This window comes from Dysgonomonas hofstadii (assembly GCF_014196915.1).
In the GTDB taxonomy this organism is placed as follows: Bacteria; Bacteroidota; Bacteroidia; order Bacteroidales; family Dysgonomonadaceae; genus Dysgonomonas; species Dysgonomonas hofstadii.
The window spans coordinates 251,601-265,316 of sequence record NZ_JACIEP010000002.1; the positions used below are offsets into that span (position 1 = coordinate 251,601).

The 13,716-nt window shown below is 39.6% G+C and carries 17 protein-coding genes; 10 read left to right on the forward strand and 7 right to left on the reverse strand.

The annotated features are described in order from the left end of the window. The first annotated feature begins 124 nt into the window (after positions 1-124). The 6 genes from GGR21_RS03055 (at position 125) to GGR21_RS03080 (ending at position 5,840) form a co-directional block, all read left to right on the forward strand. Positions 125-1,780: a DEAD/DEAH box helicase family protein gene (locus GGR21_RS03055; protein WP_183305701.1), complete on the forward strand. Its 1,656-nt coding sequence runs from the start codon at positions 125-127 to the stop codon at positions 1,778-1,780. 9 nt (positions 1,781-1,789) lie between these two features. After that, positions 1,790-2,191 carry a phospholipase D-like domain-containing protein gene (locus GGR21_RS03060; RefSeq protein WP_183305702.1) on the forward strand — a complete coding sequence of 134 codons (402 nt, stop codon included), beginning with the start codon at positions 1,790-1,792 and terminating at the stop codon, positions 2,189-2,191. After that, the gene (locus GGR21_RS03065) at positions 2,188-3,492 is read left to right on the forward strand and encodes a DUF3440 domain-containing protein (RefSeq protein ID WP_183305703.1); all 1,305 of its coding nucleotides are present in this window, start codon (positions 2,188-2,190) and stop codon (positions 3,490-3,492) included. Before GGR21_RS03060 ends, GGR21_RS03065 begins: the two co-directional genes overlap by 4 nt. Before the next feature lie 137 nt (positions 3,493-3,629). After that, on the forward strand, positions 3,630-4,157 hold the full coding sequence (locus GGR21_RS03070) for a ParB N-terminal domain-containing protein (RefSeq protein ID WP_221232917.1): 528 nt from the start codon (positions 3,630-3,632) through the stop codon (positions 4,155-4,157). A 109-nt stretch (positions 4,158-4,266) separates the two neighbouring features. Beyond that, positions 4,267-5,091: an RteC domain-containing protein gene (locus tag GGR21_RS03075; protein ID WP_183305704.1), complete on the forward strand. Its 825-nt coding sequence runs from the start codon at positions 4,267-4,269 to the stop codon at positions 5,089-5,091. Between the two features lie 422 nt (positions 5,092-5,513). Beyond that, on the forward strand, positions 5,514-5,840 hold the full coding sequence (locus GGR21_RS03080) for a helix-turn-helix domain-containing protein (RefSeq protein WP_183305705.1): 327 nt from the start codon (positions 5,514-5,516) through the stop codon (positions 5,838-5,840). Positions 5,841-5,959: 119 nt separating this feature from the next. Here GGR21_RS03080 and GGR21_RS03085 read toward each other — a convergent pair whose 3' ends face one another. From GGR21_RS03085 to GGR21_RS03115, 7 genes are all read right to left on the reverse strand, one after another. Further along, positions 5,960-6,868, reverse strand: coding sequence for a helix-turn-helix domain-containing protein (locus GGR21_RS03085; protein WP_183305706.1), 909 nt, complete (start codon positions 6,866-6,868; stop codon positions 5,960-5,962). Positions 6,869-6,899: 31 nt separating this feature from the next. Further along, positions 6,900-7,664, reverse strand: coding sequence for an SDR family oxidoreductase (locus tag GGR21_RS03090; RefSeq protein ID WP_183305707.1), 765 nt, complete (start codon positions 7,662-7,664; stop codon positions 6,900-6,902). Between the two features lie 155 nt (positions 7,665-7,819). Then, positions 7,820-8,251: a pyrimidine dimer DNA glycosylase/endonuclease V gene (locus GGR21_RS03095; protein ID WP_183305708.1), complete on the reverse strand. Its 432-nt coding sequence runs from the start codon at positions 8,249-8,251 to the stop codon at positions 7,820-7,822. 3 nt (positions 8,252-8,254) lie between these two features. Further along, positions 8,255-8,734 carry a glutathione peroxidase gene (locus tag GGR21_RS03100; protein ID WP_183305709.1) on the reverse strand — a complete coding sequence of 160 codons (480 nt, stop codon included), beginning with the start codon at positions 8,732-8,734 and terminating at the stop codon, positions 8,255-8,257. A gap of 103 nt (positions 8,735-8,837) precedes the next feature. Continuing rightward, positions 8,838-9,200 (reverse strand): DUF1304 domain-containing protein, encoded by a 363-nt coding sequence (locus tag GGR21_RS03105; RefSeq protein WP_183305710.1) that lies wholly within the window; start codon positions 9,198-9,200, stop codon positions 8,838-8,840. A 59-nt stretch (positions 9,201-9,259) separates the two neighbouring features. Beyond that, the gene (mobB, locus tag GGR21_RS03110; RefSeq protein WP_183305711.1) at positions 9,260-10,531 is read right to left on the reverse strand and encodes a conjugal transfer protein MobB; all 1,272 of its coding nucleotides are present in this window, start codon (positions 10,529-10,531) and stop codon (positions 9,260-9,262) included. After that, positions 10,516-10,959 (reverse strand): plasmid mobilization protein, encoded by a 444-nt coding sequence (locus GGR21_RS03115; protein ID WP_183305712.1) that lies wholly within the window; start codon positions 10,957-10,959, stop codon positions 10,516-10,518. Before GGR21_RS03115 ends, mobB begins: the two co-directional genes overlap by 16 nt. 444 nt (positions 10,960-11,403) lie before the next feature. On the opposite strand from GGR21_RS03115, the gene GGR21_RS03120 reads away from it, so the two are divergent. The 4 genes from GGR21_RS03120 to GGR21_RS03135 are packed head-to-tail and all read left to right on the forward strand — an operon-like array spanning position 11,404 to position 13,647. Continuing rightward, positions 11,404-11,871: a DUF3408 domain-containing protein gene (locus GGR21_RS03120; protein ID WP_183305713.1), complete on the forward strand. Its 468-nt coding sequence runs from the start codon at positions 11,404-11,406 to the stop codon at positions 11,869-11,871. A gap of 31 nt (positions 11,872-11,902) precedes the next feature. Further along, positions 11,903-12,676 carry a ParA family protein gene (locus GGR21_RS03125; protein ID WP_183305958.1) on the forward strand — a complete coding sequence of 258 codons (774 nt, stop codon included), beginning with the start codon at positions 11,903-11,905 and terminating at the stop codon, positions 12,674-12,676. After that, on the forward strand, positions 12,676-13,257 hold the full coding sequence (locus tag GGR21_RS03130; protein WP_183305714.1) for a hypothetical protein: 582 nt from the start codon (positions 12,676-12,678) through the stop codon (positions 13,255-13,257). Before GGR21_RS03125 ends, GGR21_RS03130 begins: the two co-directional genes overlap by 1 nt. A 3-nt stretch (positions 13,258-13,260) precedes the next feature. Then, positions 13,261-13,647, forward strand: coding sequence for an RteC domain-containing protein (locus GGR21_RS03135; RefSeq protein ID WP_183305715.1), 387 nt, complete (start codon positions 13,261-13,263; stop codon positions 13,645-13,647). Positions 13,648-13,716: the final 69 nt, after the last annotated feature.

The window sequence follows — 13,716 nt, forward strand, 5'->3', positions numbered from 1 at the left end:
AAAATGGAAGCAGAATAGAGTTTTACGAAAATGTTAATAAAAACAAATATTCGACAGAATATTCATTTTAACAAATTGTATTTAAGTAAATTTGATTGCTCGCAATCATACAACTCATAAACTAATGGTTGTACCACAATCTCTCATAGAATTATCTGATCGGATAAAGGGGTCAAAACTTTATCATAATACCTATATGGGTTGTCGTGTATATATCCCTTACACACTGGATTATTCCCCTTTCAGGGTAAGGATAAAAGCCTATTTTGAGGTTGTAAACGACAGATTGAAGCTCCATGTGGCTATTTCTTCGAATGATCATACCCCTTCCTGGTGCAGGCAGGAAGCCGTGCGGATCAAACAGATACTTGAAGAGCAGTTCCACGAAATCATATTCGATTGTGAGTTGATATACCGGAATATCCCCCTGGCTACCCGCCTGCGGGATGAACTCATCCCTGCCATAGGAAACCTTATCCCCTATTATGGAAACGCCCTCCGGTTCCTGTGCAGCATGAAGGTATCCGTTTTACTGACAGGAAGGTGGCGGGATAAATGGTTCCTGTCGTTATCCCTTGCCTGGATACGTTACCGGAATAACCGGATCAACAAATTATACTTGTTCTTACCGAATGTACAGGTTCCCCTTTTGAAAAAAGAGATGGAGAGGCAGTGGCCGGGAATAAGCCTTCCCGTATATCTTATCCCGGTCGAAAGTTTAAGTTTTAACATACAGGCTTATGAAAAGTTATTAAAGTCAGTAGATGCCCGGACTATGCTTGTTATCGATGACTGCCATCTGTTCAAATCACCCGACGCCATACGCTCACGGCGCATGATGGTTATCGCCGACCAGTGCAACTATAAACTGTTGATGACCGAATCATTGATTGTGAATAATATCCATGATATTTATATGCAGTACCGGATACTGAATAAGGATATACTCGGATATTACCGGTGGGACGATTTTTCCCGGAAGCATATTATTTACGGAGGAGTGGATGGTAAGCAGATATTAGGATATAAAAACCTGTCGTATCTGGTTGGACTGGCAGAACCCTATACTTACCCGGTCGATGAGAAAGGAACCCCGGAAGCCGAGCCGGATGTCAGGACGTACATCTGTGAGCTGACTCCTACTCAAAAAGAATCTTACAGGAGAAAAAAGAATGAACTGCTCTTACTCATTGAAAAATACGAGATACAGGTATATGATATTTTCAGGATCATGGGGGAAATGGAACGGATCGCGTGCGGTTATATTTCCACAGGCTATAAAAAGGATCATTACTACAATACCAATAAGTTGCTTTTGCTGGAAAAACATGCATGCAGGGAATGCAGGTATGTTATCTTTTGCAAGTACCTCTTTGAAGTGGACCTGCTGACAAGCTTCTGGGGACGGAAATCCTGCGCTGTTTTCTGTGGCAGGAACAGAAGCGACAGGAGAACCGAAAGGACACAGTTTATGCGGAATAATAAGAAATACCTTATTTCCACATTGGGCATACAGGAAACATGCCTGGAGGGAGTCGGGGCACAATGCGAAATCATTTTCTTCAGCCTCTCTTTCAGGTACAGGAATTACAGGAGGGAACTCGCTTATATCAGCGAAAATGACAAGAACCGGGACACCCCGGTAAAACGCTTTATAACCAACAGCGGGATTGACAGGAAGATCGTAGAGGCCCTGTCCCGTAAGGAAAAACTCGCAAATCAGGTCAACCGGCTGTTTACAGACCGGCAGAAACTGAGAGAATTTGCAGAAAGCTTATAAACTATACATATGACACACAACAATGATGAAATAAGGATAGAAAAAGTCTGGGGTACGGATGGCCGCCTGTATGAACTGATCGCCCCTTTTGTGATGAACCCGGAAGTTATCCGCCTGAACGGAGGCTATCCTTTCAAAAACACAGAAGACCACCTTTGGTATATTTCCGTCAAAGGGAAGAATATGGTCACCGGATTCATTTCCATTGTGAACGACCACCTGTGTAACGACTTTACCTGGCAGGATAAGGACTTGTTACGGATATTGATAGAACGCGCCCTGATGGATGTAGAGAAAGGGACACCCGTTACTTTCGTTGCCGATAATTCGGACCGGCCTCTCCTCGAAGAAATGGGCTTCTCTGTAGATAAGGAATGGACGAAGTATTTTAAAATGGCAAAGATCATATGAGCGGCTGCGAAAAGAATGTTTATGAGGTTACTCTGGAACGTACCGGATATATATTCTCGGAATTTGAGAATATATACCTTGCTTTCTCGGGAGGCAAAGACAGCGGGGTGATGCTCAATATTGTCCTCGACTATATGCGCCGGCACGGGATAAAGCGTAAAATCGGTGTGCTGTATATGGATGTGGAGGCTTCCTATAAAAGAACCGCCCGTTTTATTGAGCGGATGTACCTCGATAACCTTGACCTTATCGAGCCCTATTGGGTATGCCTTCCGATGACGACTACCAATGCGGTTTCCATGTACGAGCCGTACTGGATATTCTGGGATCCTGCCAAAAAAGATAAATGGGTGCGTCCGATGCCGGAATATGACTTTATTATCAACAAGGATAACCATCCCTTTGATTTTTACAGGGAGAATATGACTTTCGAAGAGTTCACTCCCCTGTTCGGCGATTGGTATGCCCGGCAGCACGGGAATAAAAAGACCGCCTGCCTGATAGGTATCCGGGCGGACGAAAGCCTGAACCGTTATCATGCCGTCTCCCGGAAGGATAAGCTTTCCTATAAGGATAAAAGCTACTCAACCCGGATATCGGACAATACCTATAATTTCTATCCGATCTGTGACTGGCGCACGGAGGACATCTGGACATACAACGGCAGGTACCGTAAGCCCTATAACAGTATCTACGATTTGTTTTATATGGCGGGAGTGCCTTTATCCAGGATGCGGATATGCGAACCTTACGGGGATGAGCAAAAGGCGGGGCTAAACCTTTTCAAAGTATTGGAGCCCGAAACATGGGTAAGAGTAGTAGACCGTGTCAGCGGAGCCAACTTCGGGAATATCTATTGCGGGACCAAAGCAACGGGAGCCGGGAGGATAAGCTTTCCTCAGGGACATACATGGAAAAGTTACTGCAAGTTCCTGCTGAAAACACTTCCCGGAGAAACCCGCAGGATATATACGACCAAATTCATCAAGTTTATCCGTTACTGGAACAGGACCGGTTCTCCCGTCAGCGAGGAAGATATCCTCGAACTGGACCCGGATATGATCGTCAATACCCGGCAGTATAGCAAACGGGGAAAAGGTGATAAATATGTCGTGCGTTTCAAAACCATACCGGATGCATTGCCCGGCTTGGATAACAAAACGGATTTCCTCTCGTGGAAACGTATGTGCATGGCTATCCTTAAAAATGATATTACATGCAGGACACTGTCTTTCTCAATGACAAAGAAGCAGATATTAAGGCAACAGGAATTAATCCGGAAATACGAAGAAATGCTATGAAAAATCAAAATGAAGAAAATTATGTTTTTCAACAAATGACTGCATCTATATGCCGGTATATAAAAGACATTAAAGATACGGATGAAAAAATAGACACCCTGAATTATGTCCGCTCAATGTTGCATGAAGTGAGCCCGATGAAATACCATCCGGTAGACTTCGTCGCATGGGAAAGATCGGAAAACATAGAAGGCAACGACTATAACCCGAACAGTGTTGCCCCGCCGGAAATGGCCCTGCTGGTTACCTCCATCGAGGAAGACGGCTATACCATGCCTGTTGTAGGCAGTCCGGAAGAGGATATCATCCGGATCGTGGACGGGTTTCACCGCAGGAAGGCTGAGCGCAAGTCCCGGAAGATATCCCAAAGTACACAGGGCAGGCTTCCTGTGACTTATATCCGTGAGTCCAGGCGGGAACTAAGTGAAAGGATGGCTTCAACCATACGCCATAACCGGGCCAGGGGCACCCATGACATAACCCTGATGTCGGAAATCGTAAGGGAACTGATCTCCATAGGAAAATCCGGCACATGGATATCGAAACATATCGGGATGGATATGGATGAAATACTCAGGTTAAAGCAATTGACCGGTATTGCGGAGCTGTTTAAAGACCGCGAGTTTTCGGTAAGGACGATAGACGGGAAACCGGATAGAGAATGAATGACCGGATAATTTAAAGATATTAGACATGCTATAAGATGTAAGTAAACAGGTTGCAATGATCGAGTTTGCAACCTGCAATTGTTTTATTTACTAAATCTTATAGTTTATGACAAATTTTATGTATCTGTTGAAGCAGGAAGTAGAAGTACAGCTTCATGTTCTGGAAAAAGAAGAAGTTCTTTTGAGTAAGGCACAACGGGCTATCCTTTTGTTGAAAAATGTATTTGAACGGCTTAAAGAATTTACCGGGTCCTATGTATTTAAAGACGATGCGGAAGAAATCGGCTTCTTTAAAGAGGATAAGCCCTGGTTATTATGTAATTTGATTTACTATCAGGAAATGTATAATATGGAGATGAATCGCCCTACAGGAGGCGATAACGAACTACGGAAGTTCTTTACCGGAGAATTATCCTATATCAAAGGATTTTTCGACAGGAATAAAGAACTTTACAGGTATTACAGGGCTAAAGATACATACATGGATAAATGTTACTTTTTAAGAGGTAAACCCGGCATTTCTCCGGATTCGGATGATCTATATTTCGAACGGGATCCGCGATTCTCTTCGCCTTGTGATTTTAAGGTGGCAAAAATCCTTGCAAATGATAAGATTGAAGTATATCTGACCGAACAACTGGATAAACTGGATCATAAAATACCGGTTTCGGACCGCTCGGGCATGTTATGGACGGCATCGAAAGCCGACCTTACTGAACTGATATACAGTAATTATTTATTACAGAGTATTAACGGGGGTAAGATTACCCTGAAAGAGATGCAGCGAAAAGCGGAATCTATTTTCAACATTGATTTGGGTAATTTATCCCGCACATTGTATGATTTGGGTATGCGTAATAATCCGACGCAATTTTTAGATAAGCTAAGGAAAGCATTGGGTGATTATTTAAATAGTAATCTAAACAAATAGCCTATGGCAAAATATGCAGAATAACTGATAAAAAGGATATACAAACTGTCTCCGCGTAGAAAACTGGTAATTTTTGAAAAAGGTGAGATAACGGTTGTATCGTCCCGGCTATATATGATAGCGTGGACTTTTCCGTTGCACCTGAAGGTATACCAGTACCCCTACGCAGTAATGGATTTGTTCCACGCTATTTATTATTTCCCAGACTCTACAAAACCATTTATATTTATTCCCTATTTTTCTTTACGCAAACAACTTGTTTTTCTGAATATTCCATACATAAATATCACAATATCAACATCTTGAAATATTGCTAAAAAGTAACCGAACCAACTTTGGAATATTACTTTACGGTTTTATGAAACTTTGTTGCTCCAATCGATTGGAATTAATTGGATTATTAATTTCAAAACTAAAGTATTATGTATTTAGATAATGAAGATTTCACTTGTTGGACTGAAAAGATTTCGTCCAAACTCACCGAAATAGCCAGAGAAATTAAACTTTTAGTGCAGACCAAAGATGTATTGGAAGAAAATGAAAAGATATTGGATAATCAGGACTTGTGTTTCCTACTTAAGGTGTCAAACCGGACTTTGCAACGGTACCGGGACGATGGCAGCCTTCCCTTCTTCAGGGTAAAAGCTAAAATCTACTATCGGGCATCCGAGATACGGGATTTTATAAGGAGTAAAGGCACAATCCAAAAGATCAATCTATTTGAAAAAGCAACCCGGAATCCAGCCTAAACCCACAATAAAATTTTTCTCCTTTTGACGAATGCCCTTTCACAAAACCACGAAGGGCTTCGACGGAAGGAGAAGAATTTCTTTCATAAATTTGATCCGATTAGAAATGAGAAAATAGTTTATATTTCATTCTTTCTAAAGACTTTCGGAGTAGCCTGCTCACTCTTTTTAAAGAACTTAATAAAGTGTGACGGATCTTCGAATCCCAGACAGAAAGCTATCTCATTGATCGTCCAGTTTGTATGCTTCAGCAAGGCCCTTGCTTCCAAGGCTATCCGCTCCGAGATTAATAACTTTGTAGTTTTTCCTGTGACTTCTTTCAGTACCTTATTCAGGTGATTGACATGGATATTTAGCTGCTGTGCATAATCACCGGGAGAATGAAGGCGGATACTTTGTATGGTCGATTCTATCGGAAACTGTCTTTCCAGTAGTTCGAGGAATAAAGATGTGATTCTGTCAGAGGCGTGAGACTCTTTGTGTCCTACAGGCTGCATTATGGCAGGACGCATCTTCAAAGCGGTGTGAATGAGTTCTGTAACCAGATTTCGAAGGACATCGTATTTATAGATATAATCGGAACTAATCTCCGAAAACATCTTGTCATAAATTATACGTACCTGCCTGAACTCTTCATCATCCAGATCCAAGATAGGTATTCCATGAGGCTGGAATAAGGGATAGGCTTTAAAATCGCCATATCCTTTGAAAAAATCTTCCGTGAAAACACAGAATGCGCCTGTCTTATCCAAGCTCAGAGGTTCCCAGTTATAGGGAACCTGAGGATTTGCAAACAACAGCATATTATTTTCCACAACCAGCGTTTTGTCGGCATAATGAACGGTATTGCTACCGGATATCAGGCTTATCTTATAGTAGTCTTTGCGGCTATATGGGATCGTATGATCAGGCTGTATATAATCATCCAAAGAAAAGACATTGAACTGGCCTATCTTCCCGATAATCTCACTAGGTAAGATCCCTAATTTAATGCGATAAAAATCTGCTAATGACAATGCCTTTTCCATTATAATACAAGCTTAAATACTCATTTCCTTTTTAAATATTTTGTCCTCCTGAAACCTCAATCCGCTGGGCATTCACCCATCGTGCGTCATCAGTACATAAAAATGCAACTACTCCGCCAATATCCTCGGGCAAACCGACTCTTCCTAATGGGATCGTACTGGCGGTTATTTTATTGACCTGTTCGTTATCTCTGACAATACCTCCGCCAAAATCAGTGGCTATAGCACCAGGAGCAACAGCGTTAGACCGAATACCTCTGGCTCCAAGCTCTTTTGCCTGATATCTTGTTAATACCTCAATAGCTCCTTTCATAGACGCATAGGCGGAATATCCCGGCCGGGAGAAACGCGCCAGACCTGTTGAGATATTTATGATACCTCCACCGTCTTCGAGGATATTCAATGCTTTTTGAGTAAAGAAGTAAACACCTTTGAAATGTATATTGAAAAGACTGTCGAAATCCTCTTCGGTTGTTTCGGAAAAAGCTGAATTAATTCCGATGCCTGCGTTATTTACCAGATAGTTTATTTTCTGAGTACCAAATTTTACAGACAACTCTTGTTTAAGTAATTCGAAAAAAGAATCGAAGCTTTTTACATCGGCAGTATTGAGTTGGAGAGCAATGGCTTTTTGTCCGAGTTGCTCTATCTCTGCGATTGTTCCTAAAGCACTTTCCTTTTTGCTGTTGTAGGTAAGGACTACATCCAGCCCTTTTCGGGCTATATTTAAAGCCATATTTTTACCTAGCCCACGGCTGCCGCCTGTTACTAATGCGATTTTTGATTGTTGTGACATAATTCAATAGTTTTAATTACAACACAAAGATATTGGTATATAACTGATTGATACTGTACGATTCAATCCGCTTATGGTAAAAATCAAATAATTACAGGAAGTAATATGTATAAGAAATTTCTCATATTGATGAATGTTAGTTCTTGTTATTACTGTTATGCTATGATCTCCCAATCCTCAATCCCTCCTTCTATTGTTTCAAATAAAGGATGCAGTTTTAACTCAGTCAATGCTGGTAACTTTATAAAAAGTTCCGGGCTTCGTTTTTGAAGTTTTCGCCTCAGATGCTCATACTCATATTCCAATTGCCCTTTGGTTACAGGGATGGGAGAAATATTCTCAATCATCCGGATCTTTTCTTTGCTATATGAAAAATTCCTTCTCATAGCTTCTTTGTATACTTCGGTAAGGAAAGCATCGATGTAGAGATTTGGATCAGGACTATTCTTAAAACGAATCAATTGAGGGTGATTCATATATCCCTTGGTCTTTCCTAAAAGCACATTCTTAGCCAATAACCCTTCACGCCACGAGGCATTAAGCCCTGCCGAGTCAAGATGCTGAGGATGTAAAGACCATAACCGCATGTATTATTTTGCTAAGAGTTTTTCGATAGTCCCGGCAATCTTTGACGGATTAGTTATCGGAGCATATCGGTCAATGATATTTCCTTCTCTGTCGATCAGGAACTTAGTAAAGTTCCATTTTATAGAATCCCCTAGGATGCCTTTGCTATTTTGCTTCAGGTATTTATAAAGAGGATCTGCATTATCTCCGTTTACCTCAATCTTGCCAAATGTGGTAAATGTTGTTTTATACTTCATTTCGCAAAAAGAGGTAATTTCATCATTGGTTCCGGGAGCCTGTTTCCCAAACTGATTGCACGGAAAATCCAATATTTCAAAGCCCTGATCCTTATATTTAAGATATAAATCCTGTAAATCTTTATACTGAGGGGTAAAACCACATGCGGTAGCTGTATTAACAATCAGCAGCACCTTTCCTTTATAGTTGGATAACGGGACATCATTGCCTTTGCTACTCTTTACGGTAAAATCATATATACTCATAATATACTTGTTTTGCCATATACAACAATCTCAAACGATTTTAGATTAGACGGTGGTAATTTTTATTGAAATATCCTTTACTCGCTTTATACATAGACATTGATTATTTCAAGAATAAGACAACAATTGCAATCAGAGCGGGCAAAGCCTGCTTGAAGAAGATTGATTTCTGAGCAGTGATCGCTCCATAAATTCCGGCAATAGCGACACAGCTAAGAAAGAATAATGCTATATTCTGGCTCCAGTCCGGACTGTCAATCAACAAAGACCAGATGAGTCCGGCTGCCAGAAATCCATTGTACAAACCTTGATTAGCAGCCAGTCCTTTGGTCTTCTCGAATAACTCATCCGGTATACTTTTGAATGTCTTACGTCCCTTTGTCGTCCATGCAAACATTTCAAGCCAAAGGATATAAATATGTTCAAGAGCGACAAACCCTATTAATATTTTAGATAATATTTCCATCTGTTTTTCTTTAAAGAATATTACCCTACGAAGTAAAGATTTATTTTTCAAGATAATTATTACATTCTTCGTCTTTTTTGTTTTTTGCGTCGGATTTCTTCTTCCCTTTCTTTCTCACGGGCAAAGTTTTCTGCTTCAAAATCAGGGCTGTGTTGCTCGAACAGCCCGATGCCTAAGCTATCGCTTCCGGTGGATTGCGGAACTCCAGAGGATTCCGTGAATTGGCCGGAACGATTCGTTACAATCGGAGACTTATTAATTACCGCCCGTTCAATGTTTCTCTCAGGAGAATCTTTGAACAGGTCATTAAAAGTATTTGCTGAGAATTCTTTACCCAGGCGGGAACCATTCAGTATGGTTCTGTTACTATAGTCAATGAAAGTTACACCATATATCCGACCTTGCCCGTTCTGTCGAAAGATACAACCGATGCCTTGTTTCAGTAGAGACTGCCTGAAGCTATCTGTATCCAAATCCGGTTGTCTCATAGCTTTACCTATGATAGGCTTTAGCCTTTCTTTAATATTGGAATTTTCAATATTATCCCTTGATGTTTCAAAATGCTTTTGTAGCGCTATATTATTTACGGATTTGCCGAATAATGAGGATTTAAAAGGCTTGGATACTTTCTCCCCATTCTTATCCAATACCGAATAGGTCAGTCCCTGATACGGTTTATCTTTGTATTCTCCTTTTATTTCCTCCGCTGTTATATTGAACTGTTCCAGTAATGTGCGGTATTCACCGAATGATTGGAAATTATAATTAGCCATAATAGACTTTGTGACATTGCCTATCTGATGTTTTAAGTCTCCGGCTTTATAATCGACCTTTTGAGTAGGGGCTTCGCTTTCCCGCTGACCTTTCTTTAGTGGAATCAGGTCGAATTCCTGCTCCAGTTCCTTACAGATTTTCATCGACCTTGCTACTTCATAACTGTCGTTTATCTTTTTACCTGTTTCATCTATCCGTAATGAAATGATGTGCAGATGCTCCCTTTGGATATCGGAGTGCTTTATGACAATATAGGGTTGATTTCCGTATCCAAGTTTATCCATATACCATTGGGCTATCTTTGATAGTTGCTCATCAGATAATTTATCTTTTGGGTCGGGATTGAGTGAAGCATGAAAGACTACCTTTTCAGTCTTGTTATTATTTACCAAATATGGATAGAACGAATCCATGCAATCCTGTACGGAAAATTTACCGTCCATCGAACCGAACATTTTTTGACTATACAGCATATTTGCTTGTTCATTATCTACTTTAATTTTGTTATAAGCCAATACGCCGTAAACCGATTTTCCCGAACTTATTTTGGCAAGCATTTTTCTCTTAGTTTTGTAGTTAATTCTTCAAACTCTCTCATCATTCGGATAAATTCAAGTGTAGGATTCTCCAGTATTTTAATAAACTTCCGGGCCTTTTCTTCTCCCAGATTTCTCACTAAAACAGTAAACAACTGATTGTAATTATTCTTTACTCCCCTAAATTGGGTGAAGAACTGGGTTAATAACATTACAAAATCAATTGCCGATTTATTGATTTCGATAACCTTTAGTTTACGATTGAGGACACAATTTGCTATAAAGCGAGACTTACTTTTGATTCCCGACTGCTTAAACAAAGTGAGAAATTTTTCATTTTCTCTGTTATTAAACCTAATCATAAAGCGATATTTTAGGATATCGTCTTTCTTGGGTCTTCCCTTCTTTCGCTTGGGAACTTCTTCCCCATTAACAACATTCATGTTCATTAAATCTTTGTTTTTTAGGTTCGACTTGGGAGAACCGTCCTCCAACATCAGGTTGGAGCGAGAATGGTTTTGGGCTGGTGAAAAGTATTTTTCTGCTGCTCAAAACACTTCTCGCTATTGTCGATTGACAATAAAATCCGCCTGCATGGGTGGACATTAGCTGGAACCGGAACGGTTACTCATTAACTATTGAAGATATCACATCGAAATATATCAATGTTTCCATTCTCTTTTTCAAAATTACATTAATCTATCTACCTCAATATCATAGGGTAGACAGACAAAACGAGACACAGAATGTCATGTAAACCTGTTTTGAAAAAGGCTTTGGTTTTTGAATTTCATTTGTATCGGCAATGCAAAATCGCAAGTATGATGATTTGCGTATCAGGACATATATAATCATTGCCTCAAATATGCACATAAGCATATCTGCAAATCGGAATGAGAATAATAATACATGATTATATGAAAGAAGAAAAAGATGCAAAGAAGGATATCGGCACTGAAACAGAAAAGAAGATAAACACATCTGCCTTTATGCGTCAAATCGCTGTTGCAGGAATAAATGAAGAGAAGCCTACTACTGTACATACAGACAAGCAGGCTGATGAGCAGGTCATAGAATTTGAAACAAAAGCCCGGGAGTCTGCCAAAAAGAAAAAACAGTCTGTTACAGATTATGAGTCCGTTTTCCTTACCCGCAACGAACTACAGAATAGGCAGGGCCTGTATATCGACAAAGAAAATTATGATACCCTGCAATCCCTTGTCAATGTAATACGGCGAAAATCAAAACTAAGTGTCAGCGGACTGGTCGATAATATTATCAGGCACCATATAGAACTATATGAAGAGGATATCAACCGGATATTCGATGAAAATATCAGGAAGCCAATTACCAAAAAGTAATTATACAGTAATAATTAAAACAATAACTATTATGGGTACAACAAAACCAGTTTACATTTCTTTCTGCACCCAAAAAGGAGGGGCAGGAAAATCAGTATTCACAACCCTTACAGCCAGTTTCCTGCATTATCAAAAAGGGTATAATGTTGCAGTTATCGATTGTGATTATCCTCAATGGAGTATCTACAAAATGCGGCAACGGGAAGCTGAGCAGTTAAACAATAATGCTTTCTACCAACACAAAGCGGAAGTGTTATTTCAAAAGATCGATAAACCCACTTATCCGATAGTCCCAAGCCAGCCCGAAGCTGGAATACAACAGGCAAAAGATTTCCTATCCAGGGAATCCGATGATTATGATATTGTATTGTTTGACTTACCCGGAACAGTAAATAACGAAGGTGTGATAGAAACGTTGTTTTCGATGGATTACTTATTTGTTCCGATAACAACTTCCCGAATCAATATGGAAAGTACGCTCCCATTTATTATTTCGGTAAACGAATTGTTGACCGTAAATCAGGGGAATATAAAACTAAATGCCGTTTATCCGTTTTGGAACAGGATAACGGGAAGAGAAAAACCTGAGCTATTCAACCATTACGAAAATGCGATTCTTAGTTTAGGTATCTCTATCCTTGAAACAAGGATACCACAAAGTGTGCGCTACGATAAGGAACAATCTATTGAAGGGAAAGACAATGTTTTCTTATCGACCATATTCCCTCCTGATAAACCCTTGCTAATGGGTAGCAATTTTGATTTACTGATAGAAGAAATTATACAAATCATAAATATCAAGTAATGATAGAAACGATAGGGAAAATCATATTGGTTATTGCCTGCCTGTTTATGGCGGGCCTTAATCTATGGAATGAGTTTAGTGATTGGTTTAATAAAAAGTATCAGAAACGGAGTGACAATAACCAACCTGCAAAATCTATCACCAAAGAGAAACAGAAAGGGATAATTCCGAATATAATCGGAGAGTCAAAATTCAGGCTACGCACTAAAGAAGAAGAGAATATTCCGTTCCATAGCATAGAGTTGGAAAAAGAATTTCCTGAAAAAGAACAAATTAATCCGGAAGATGAATTAGTACCGCTGGATATTGTCTCAAATCAAAATACAATTCACGACCAGGGGGTGACAATAGATGAGTTTGAAATGCTGGCAAATACTTTACAGGGAAAAATAACACGAAACACAGAGTCTCAGGTTAAAGAGGTTTTACAAAAAATGAAAGGTACAAATTTACTGGGACAATTCACAAATCAGGTAAAAGGAGCCGAGGACATTGCCAATAAGATTCTTGCCAGTTTTGACAACAACGAAAAAAATATCAATAATACCGGATTCGATTTTAGTAAATATATTAGAAAATAAAATATGAATACAAATTATATACCTCAGCTAAAAGTTATCAAAAGGATAGCTACAGATCTCAACAAGGTCATTCAATCATTGGAAAATATTGATAACCTAAAACCTCCAATCAAATGGACTGGTAGTGCTGCTGATTTGGTTGAGCTGACTTATGGAATCGTAGAGTCAAAACGATTTAATGATGGAGATGCCGATATCAATACAGTTATTCAATATCTCTGCGATATGTTTTCATTTGAAGTGAAGGATTGCTATGATACATATCGAGCTATCCGTAGAAGAGTTGATAGTCGGACTTTGCTTCTGGATGAGATGAAGGAGAAACTAAATGAAAGGATGGATAGGGCTGATGAAGGTGTGTGGGTGAAGAGGAGAAAAAATAAGAGGTAAAAGCAAGCTCTTAAAAAAATCCTATCAAAAGAATTCTTATATATAAAACAATTATTGTTAAATTAGTGG

What these genes read in the sequence shown, in the direction of transcription:
- GGR21_RS03055 (WP_183305701.1), top strand. Translation starts at nt 125, where the DNA reads ATGGTTGTACCACAATCTCTCATAGAATTATCTGATCGGATAAAGGGG.
- GGR21_RS03060 (WP_183305702.1), top strand. Translation starts at nt 1,790, where the DNA reads ATGACACACAACAATGATGAAATAAGGATAGAAAAAGTCTGGGGTACG.
- GGR21_RS03065 (WP_183305703.1), top strand. Translation starts at nt 2,188, where the DNA reads ATGAGCGGCTGCGAAAAGAATGTTTATGAGGTTACTCTGGAACGTACC.
- GGR21_RS03070 (WP_221232917.1), top strand. Translation starts at nt 3,630, where the DNA reads ATGAAATACCATCCGGTAGACTTCGTCGCATGGGAAAGATCGGAAAAC.
- GGR21_RS03075 (WP_183305704.1), top strand. Translation starts at nt 4,267, where the DNA reads ATGACAAATTTTATGTATCTGTTGAAGCAGGAAGTAGAAGTACAGCTT.
- GGR21_RS03080 (WP_183305705.1), top strand. Translation starts at nt 5,514, where the DNA reads ATGTATTTAGATAATGAAGATTTCACTTGTTGGACTGAAAAGATTTCG.
- GGR21_RS03085 (WP_183305706.1), bottom strand. Translation starts at nt 6,868, where the DNA reads ATGGAAAAGGCATTGTCATTAGCAGATTTTTATCGCATTAAATTAGGG.
- GGR21_RS03090 (WP_183305707.1), bottom strand. Translation starts at nt 7,664, where the DNA reads ATGTCACAACAATCAAAAATCGCATTAGTAACAGGCGGCAGCCGTGGG.
- GGR21_RS03095 (WP_183305708.1), bottom strand. Translation starts at nt 8,251, where the DNA reads ATGCGGTTATGGTCTTTACATCCTCAGCATCTTGACTCGGCAGGGCTT.
- GGR21_RS03100 (WP_183305709.1), bottom strand. Translation starts at nt 8,734, where the DNA reads ATGAGTATATATGATTTTACCGTAAAGAGTAGCAAAGGCAATGATGTC.
- GGR21_RS03105 (WP_183305710.1), bottom strand. Translation starts at nt 9,200, where the DNA reads ATGGAAATATTATCTAAAATATTAATAGGGTTTGTCGCTCTTGAACAT.
- mobB (WP_183305711.1), bottom strand. Translation starts at nt 10,531, where the DNA reads ATGCTTGCCAAAATAAGTTCGGGAAAATCGGTTTACGGCGTATTGGCT.
- GGR21_RS03115 (WP_183305712.1), bottom strand. Translation starts at nt 10,959, where the DNA reads ATGAACATGAATGTTGTTAATGGGGAAGAAGTTCCCAAGCGAAAGAAG.
- GGR21_RS03120 (WP_183305713.1), top strand. Translation starts at nt 11,404, where the DNA reads ATGAGAATAATAATACATGATTATATGAAAGAAGAAAAAGATGCAAAG.
- GGR21_RS03125 (WP_183305958.1), top strand. Translation starts at nt 11,903, where the DNA reads ATGGGTACAACAAAACCAGTTTACATTTCTTTCTGCACCCAAAAAGGA.
- GGR21_RS03130 (WP_183305714.1), top strand. Translation starts at nt 12,676, where the DNA reads ATGATAGAAACGATAGGGAAAATCATATTGGTTATTGCCTGCCTGTTT.
- GGR21_RS03135 (WP_183305715.1), top strand. Translation starts at nt 13,261, where the DNA reads ATGAATACAAATTATATACCTCAGCTAAAAGTTATCAAAAGGATAGCT.